Origin of the sequence: Helicobacter didelphidarum (assembly GCF_003364195.1) — a bacterium.
Classification (GTDB): Bacteria; Campylobacterota; Campylobacteria; order Campylobacterales; family Helicobacteraceae; genus Helicobacter_A; species Helicobacter_A didelphidarum.
This window is the reverse complement of the sequence record NZ_NXLQ01000043.1, coordinates 1-6,228: the sequence shown is the minus strand read 5'-3', so window position 1 is coordinate 6,228 and position 6,228 is coordinate 1. Positions and strand designations below refer to the sequence as shown.

The 6,228-nt window shown below is 28.8% G+C and carries 3 protein-coding genes; all 3 read right to left on the bottom strand.

Going from position 1 to position 6,228, the window contains the following annotated elements:
- A partial coding sequence (locus CQA53_RS09850) for a hypothetical protein (protein WP_115543820.1) occupies positions 1-3,462 on the bottom strand: 3,462 nt, incomplete at its 3' end.
- Between the two features lie 14 nt (positions 3,463-3,476).
- Positions 3,477-4,916: a hypothetical protein gene (locus CQA53_RS12435; protein ID WP_181882421.1), complete on the bottom strand. Its 1,440-nt coding sequence runs from the start codon at positions 4,914-4,916 to the stop codon at positions 3,477-3,479.
- On the bottom strand, positions 4,909-6,228 hold a 1,320-nt coding region (locus tag CQA53_RS12430), incomplete at its 5' end, for a hypothetical protein (RefSeq protein WP_181882420.1). The genes CQA53_RS12435 and CQA53_RS12430, both read right to left, overlap by 8 nt.

The window sequence follows — 6,228 nt, the reverse complement described above, 5'->3', positions numbered from 1 at the left end:
CCCCTCATACATAGCCCTAATATTATTTAACCCTATGGTATTTAAAGATTTTAAAAATTCTCTATGTTTTTCCGAGTTTGGCTTATTATCTTTTAGGTTTGTGTTAAAACTACCCATATAAACATCATCAAGGTAATTCATAGCAGTGTGATAAGCATCTATGGCATTAAGTCCATTAGAACTATCTGGAGAGTATTGATTATATAAGGCTTCCTTTCTCTTATCTTCATTAATGTTTTGCATTGTTTTATTAAATTTTGCTAGATTCTCCTTAATTTGCTTACTAGAGTGTGGTGGAGTTGTAAACTCTCCTTCATCGTGTTTTAGCTTTAAAAATCTTGGGCGAGTTTGCAAATCTTTAGTATATGCTCTTGTATTAAAAAATTCTATATCATTAAGAGGCGTAAGATTATCATTCATCACCCTTAATTCATCAAGACATAGATAAGAAAGCAGTTTATTTAACAGATAATTTCTTGTATTTTTGGTATTTTTACCTTCATAACAATAAAATAAAGAATCAATATCCCCCAAAGCTCCTGTTTTAAGCCTACCTCCTATAATCATATTGATAAAATTAAAGGATAAAAAGGTATTATTTACAAGCATAGGATAAAACACACCTTCATTGTGTTTTTTTAGAACATAAGGAGGATGATATTTGTAAGATAATTTAGCAAACTTTAGGCGTTCAAACTCTTTTTTACTTTTTTCATACTCTGTGATAAAGACTTGATTGAAGATATTGAGACCAATAGATTGTGGAATAGATTTGAAAAAATCTTTTATTGTGTCTTTTGTGTAATCTTTCAAGAATATATTTTTGTAATATTTTAAATCTTGTCCTTTTATCTGCTTCAAGTCTTTTATATGGTCTTTTTGACTGATAGTTGCAACGCTGTTTTGGACTTGTTTAACCGCTTGAACAAATGATTTTTTCTTTAATCGTTCAAATTTCCTGTCTAAAGTTCTATTTCTCTTATATGTTTGAATGTGAATCTTCATATCGTGATTGTAGAGAATATAGGCTAAATAAGCTAAACCCAACTCTCCAAATAATACTTCTCTTAAATGGTTTGTTTTATAAGAGATGAGGAGTTTTACAAGTTTCTTACTTAGATTGAAAGGATTTAAATTAAAAATAAGCGAGGCAAAAGGAAAGAATGAAGTAATAAATTCTTCGACAATAAGTAACAAAGATTCGCTGGTCTTAATGTGTTCTTGTGATTTTTCCTTTTGTAGTTTTTCATCTAAATTTTGAAGTTCTTTTGCTAAAATATCTAAGTCATCTAAATTATTGTCGTTTAAATTTTTCAATTCATCTTTAAAATCTTCTTCTTTAAAAAATTCCTTTAAGACTTTATCTACATCAATCTCATCTGTATCCTCTTGATTGTCTAATTTTATAACAAACTCTTCTATACAAAAGACTTCTTGATGGTTTTCTAATAGTTTTTCTTTTCTTTTTGTAGAAAAGCATAGGGGTATTTTATTGTTTTTAAGCACTAAAAAAGCGTCATAAGGTAACATTGTAAGACTTTCTTTATCAATCTCTATACGCTCATAGTGAGGGTTAAAAAACCACCAGCTTTTTATATCTGTTTCTATAGAGGTATAAAAATTTTTAATCACATAATAAGTTAGGGCAAGCAAAAGCATTTCTAAAACAGAATATTCTTTTTTAGGTTTAAGCTGTTTTTCTTGAATTGGGATTTCATAACCAAACTCATAATAATTATATTCATAAGTTACCAAAACTTTAATCAAGCTATCAATATAGCCTTGCAGACATTTTATACTTTCTTTAAAATATTTTTTCTCCTGCTTTAAGAAATCTTTTTTGTTATTTTCTTGTTGAAAAAAATTCTCTATAAAATCAAAAATAGGTATTTTATCGTTATTTTTTCTCTTAAAATCAAAATATTGCTCTATCAAATATTTGTCTTCAGTTAAAAGGTTGCTAGAAAATCTGTCAAACTCTTCTTTGATGAATTGATAGTTTTCATACTCCTTTTGCGGGACAAAGACAAAAGGACTTAGGGATACTACATAGGGTTGATTTGCTTCATCTTTTATATTGATTTTATATTTGCTATAATCAATGATTGTATTATAATCTTGTGGATTTTTAAATAAACTATCGCTTTTAATTTCCTTATTGTTATCATCTCCATAGAATATAACATTACCAAGCTTTTCAAGCAACTTTTCATTTAATCCTGCATTATGTTTATATGGGGCATTGCTAATGATAAGATAGTTATATCCTTGTTCTGATGGTTTTATCGTAGTATCTTCTTCGTTTTTTATAAGTTTTACAAGCTTGCTAGAATTAAAATAAGGGCTTTCTATATAGGATAGTCTATTATTGCTTAAACTCATTTGCGTGATAAGGTAATCTGTAATATTTTTTTTATCACAGATTTGCAAATTTTCACTTTGATGTTCATATCTTAAATTTATGTCCTGTATATTTACTAGATTTTTTTCTTCTAATTCAATTAATAAAGCCAAATCTTGTTTTATATAAGCCTTGCTTTCAGTAATATTGCGCTTAAAGCCTGAAATTTCTATTAAGATTCTGTCATCTATTATTAGGGTGTAATTAAGTATATGATTATCAAAAAGAGAGATGATAGGGGCAATATCTTGCACAAAAAGTTTAATAACAGAGTTTGATATAGCAAAGCTGTATTGAGAATCTACCCATTCTAAAATATTGAATAAAGTTCTACTTCCCTCAAAAAGTATATTTAAAGCCATATTGCTCTTGTTGAGAGCCTTTTTAATATCAAAGATATTAAAAATACTAAAGAATAAATTAACAATTTCTTTATAAGCTTGAGCATTGCCTTCTTTATGTATAGCTTTTATATCTTGTATTAGTTCATCAAAAATTTGCTCTAGGCTTTCTTCATATCTTTTTTCATCAGCAAAAAATTTTGTTTCTTCAAACTCTTTCAACTTTTTAATGAGAGGTTTTTTGAGATATGTTTCTATGCAAGAAGTTAATTTATCAATGCTATTTTGTTGTTCTAAAAACTTATGTATAGCCTTCGATAAATTTTTTTCATCTTCATCTTTATCTTTTTTGTCATTTTTATTTTCATCTTTATCTTTATTTAATTGTTTAACAAAATTAAATAAAATATCTGATAACTCGCTTTTTTTATTATAAATTATAAGATTTTTATTTCTTTCCTCTTTAGAACTTTTGGTAATGTTTTCTTGATTGATACTATTGTAATTATGAATTTCTACTTCTATACCTTTTAATCCTGAAAGGTATTTCCAAAGCCAATCTTCCAAAGCCAATTCTTCTACTGGTGAATAAATATTCTTTGGTTTGTGGAAGTTTGAGCAATGCAAAGCGATTTTTTTAGCATTCTTTGTGTAGGTAGTAATCTCGTTTATCAATTTATTCTTTTGGCATATTAATGATATTTTTTTAATCTTTTCCATTCTTTTTCTTCTATTTATATTGCTTTTTCATAAATTTTTCCACTAACTATTTTAAACTCTGTTATATTTTCTTTCTCCAACCAACTATCTAATCCTAGCGCAAATGTAAAGTCTAGTTTGTTTGCTTTATAAGAAGAAAGAAAAACTCTTGTATATTTGATAAAAATAGATTTTGAAGAAGTGTCTTTAGCTGTGGATTCTTTGTCTTCCTTTATATCCTTAGAATATTCTAAGAGTTGTGTATATCTCCCTACACCATAATCCTTATATTCATATTCCTTATAAGCTACTTTAAAGACTTTAGGGAGAAATTGAGGAATGATAAAGATAAGCTGTATTTGGATATTGCCTAATTGTAGATTCATTTGTCTTAATATATACTCTTTATGAGAGTATCTTTGAGTAAGGAGAGATTCTAAGTCTTTATCTGCAATATCAATCGTGTCTGTTTTAAAATCAAATGTTAATGATGTAAAGGGTTCTTCTTGTTCTTTGAGGTTGCCATTGCAATACAATTTATTTATAGGCAAATTGTCCTGTTGAGAGTTATGTTCTTTATAATACAATCTTATACTTGGTTTAGTAAGCTTTATAGCTGAAGCTAATGCTTCTTTACTTATCTCTTTAGTATTACTAGGATTAGGAGCATTTATCTTAAAGGTATTATTCTTAGGCTTACAAGTGATAGGAAATCCTTTATCACTTAATACCCCACTAGCACATAAATCTTGCATAATAGGATAATCATCATTAAACTTCTTTAAGGCACGAGAGCTTGGGAGGATTACAGATACTAGAGTGCAGGGAGTAGGAACACCTGCTATGTTGTTTGTGCAACCTACAATACTAGCATTTAATAAATCAGATTCTAAAATCATAGGGATACCTTTAGATTTAAAGCTTTTGCCTTTCTTACTCTTTAATTGCACTATGCCATTATGAGGACATTTTAATTCATTATCTTCTAGGACAGGACAGAGGAATGCAGTGGAGATACTTTCTTTATTCTCTTTAGAATCTTTTGCTTTAGATTCTAAGAGTGCTTTTTCTTTGTCTTCTATCTCTTTAGATTCAGAGCTATTACATTCTAGCTTGATATGTAGGCTAGAATGGATAAGAGAATAATGAAGTATTGTAAGAGTGAAGTTATTGAGGAATACTTGGAGGGTAGCATTACCTATGGGGGCGGTAGTGTTATTGTGGGGAGAGGGAGAATCTGTATTGCTTAAGTCTTCATTAGAGATGAGATGATAGATAGGCTTAGATGTATTGAATCCCATATTGCTATCTTTAGAATCTAATTCCCCAAAGAAGCATTCATTATAGGGTTTATTAGATTCTGTGCCACCTGTGAGGTGGATACCTTGAAAGTGTATATCTGTATATCCTTGATTTTCTAGTTCTTGTGCGTCAAGCACAGCATTGTTTTTTCTCTCGATAAATGGCTTAGGCATTTCTTGTCCCCTTATTATATGCAATCATATCTCTGTAATCTCCGCTATTTCCACTTATTCCCATATATTTATCCATAAATGATTGTATATATGTGCCTCTGCTTTCTTTAGAAATAGTGCAAACATTATAATGAGGTATTTTGCTAAAGATAATAGGCTGTTGTATATTCATAGCTAAATGATACGATTGAAGTAGTGAAGTATCATCACTTGCAAAATCAAAATTACTAAATACAAAATCATTGCTAGAATCTGCTTTTAAAAATCTTAATTTACCATTATCTAATTTTTTAGCACATAGCAATGAAACATCACATTGAAAATCTTTGTCATACTGCAATATATCTTGAAAATAACAATCTATACATAATCCTGTATTAAGTCTCATATTTATGTCATTTTCTATGTGTTCTATATTGTTATCTCTAGGGAGAGTTTGTATCTTATTTTTTCCTAAACGATTAAGTTTCTCATCATAGAGTAGATGACTATGGAGTATAGAATTATAATACTCTCTAAAGGTATTAAATCCCTTTTCACTCTCCCAAGTAGAATCTAGTTTGCATAGATTATCGTAGTTTTGGTAGAAGAGGTTAATGTCTTGCAAAAGATATGAGATTCTATCACCTTTGGAGAGAGGGGATTTATAAATCCCCTTTTGTTGGTTGTAAATATTTGGCTTATTGTCTTTTATATGCATACGCACTTCATATGGGCTAATAGCAGTAGCTTTGTCAAATTTACTAGCACCTATTAACCGCAATTTATCCATTACAAAATCTACACAAGAATTTCCTACAAACTTGTAGTTTTTAAATTCATTTTTTTCATTACCAAAGATTTTTGAATTATGTCTTATGCTATCACTTGATAAAAGAGTTTGAAAGAGGACATATTTAGCTATTTTTTCATATTCATTTTGATTTATCTCTATGATTTCACTAAAAGATTCTTGGAATGTTTTTAGGGGTCTAAGATTAGTTAATATAAATTCTTTGGCATAAATTAAATATTTTTTATCCATATTGTTCAGTGGCAATTTTGGAAATTGTCTTTCTATTTTACCTAATGGACTTTTATCATGCTTATAAGTCCAATGATTATTTTGAGAAACCTTACCGCCTGTTGCATATTTTTCATCATATGTCCATTTACCAATTCCACCATAAGGTCCAAATCCAAAAAATCCTTCGATAGAATCCACATTACTATCTTTAGATTCCACAAACTCGTTAAAAAGATTCTCAAATTCATCAAAGCCCATTTGAGTTTTCAGGTAATCATCGTCTATATTTTTGGTATTTGTTATCCA

Bases quoted from the DNA above. Each gene is read 5' to 3' on its own strand.
- CQA53_RS12435 (WP_181882421.1), bottom strand. From the start codon at position 4,916: ATGCCTAAGCCATTTATCGAGAGAAAAAACAATGCTGTGCTTGACGCA.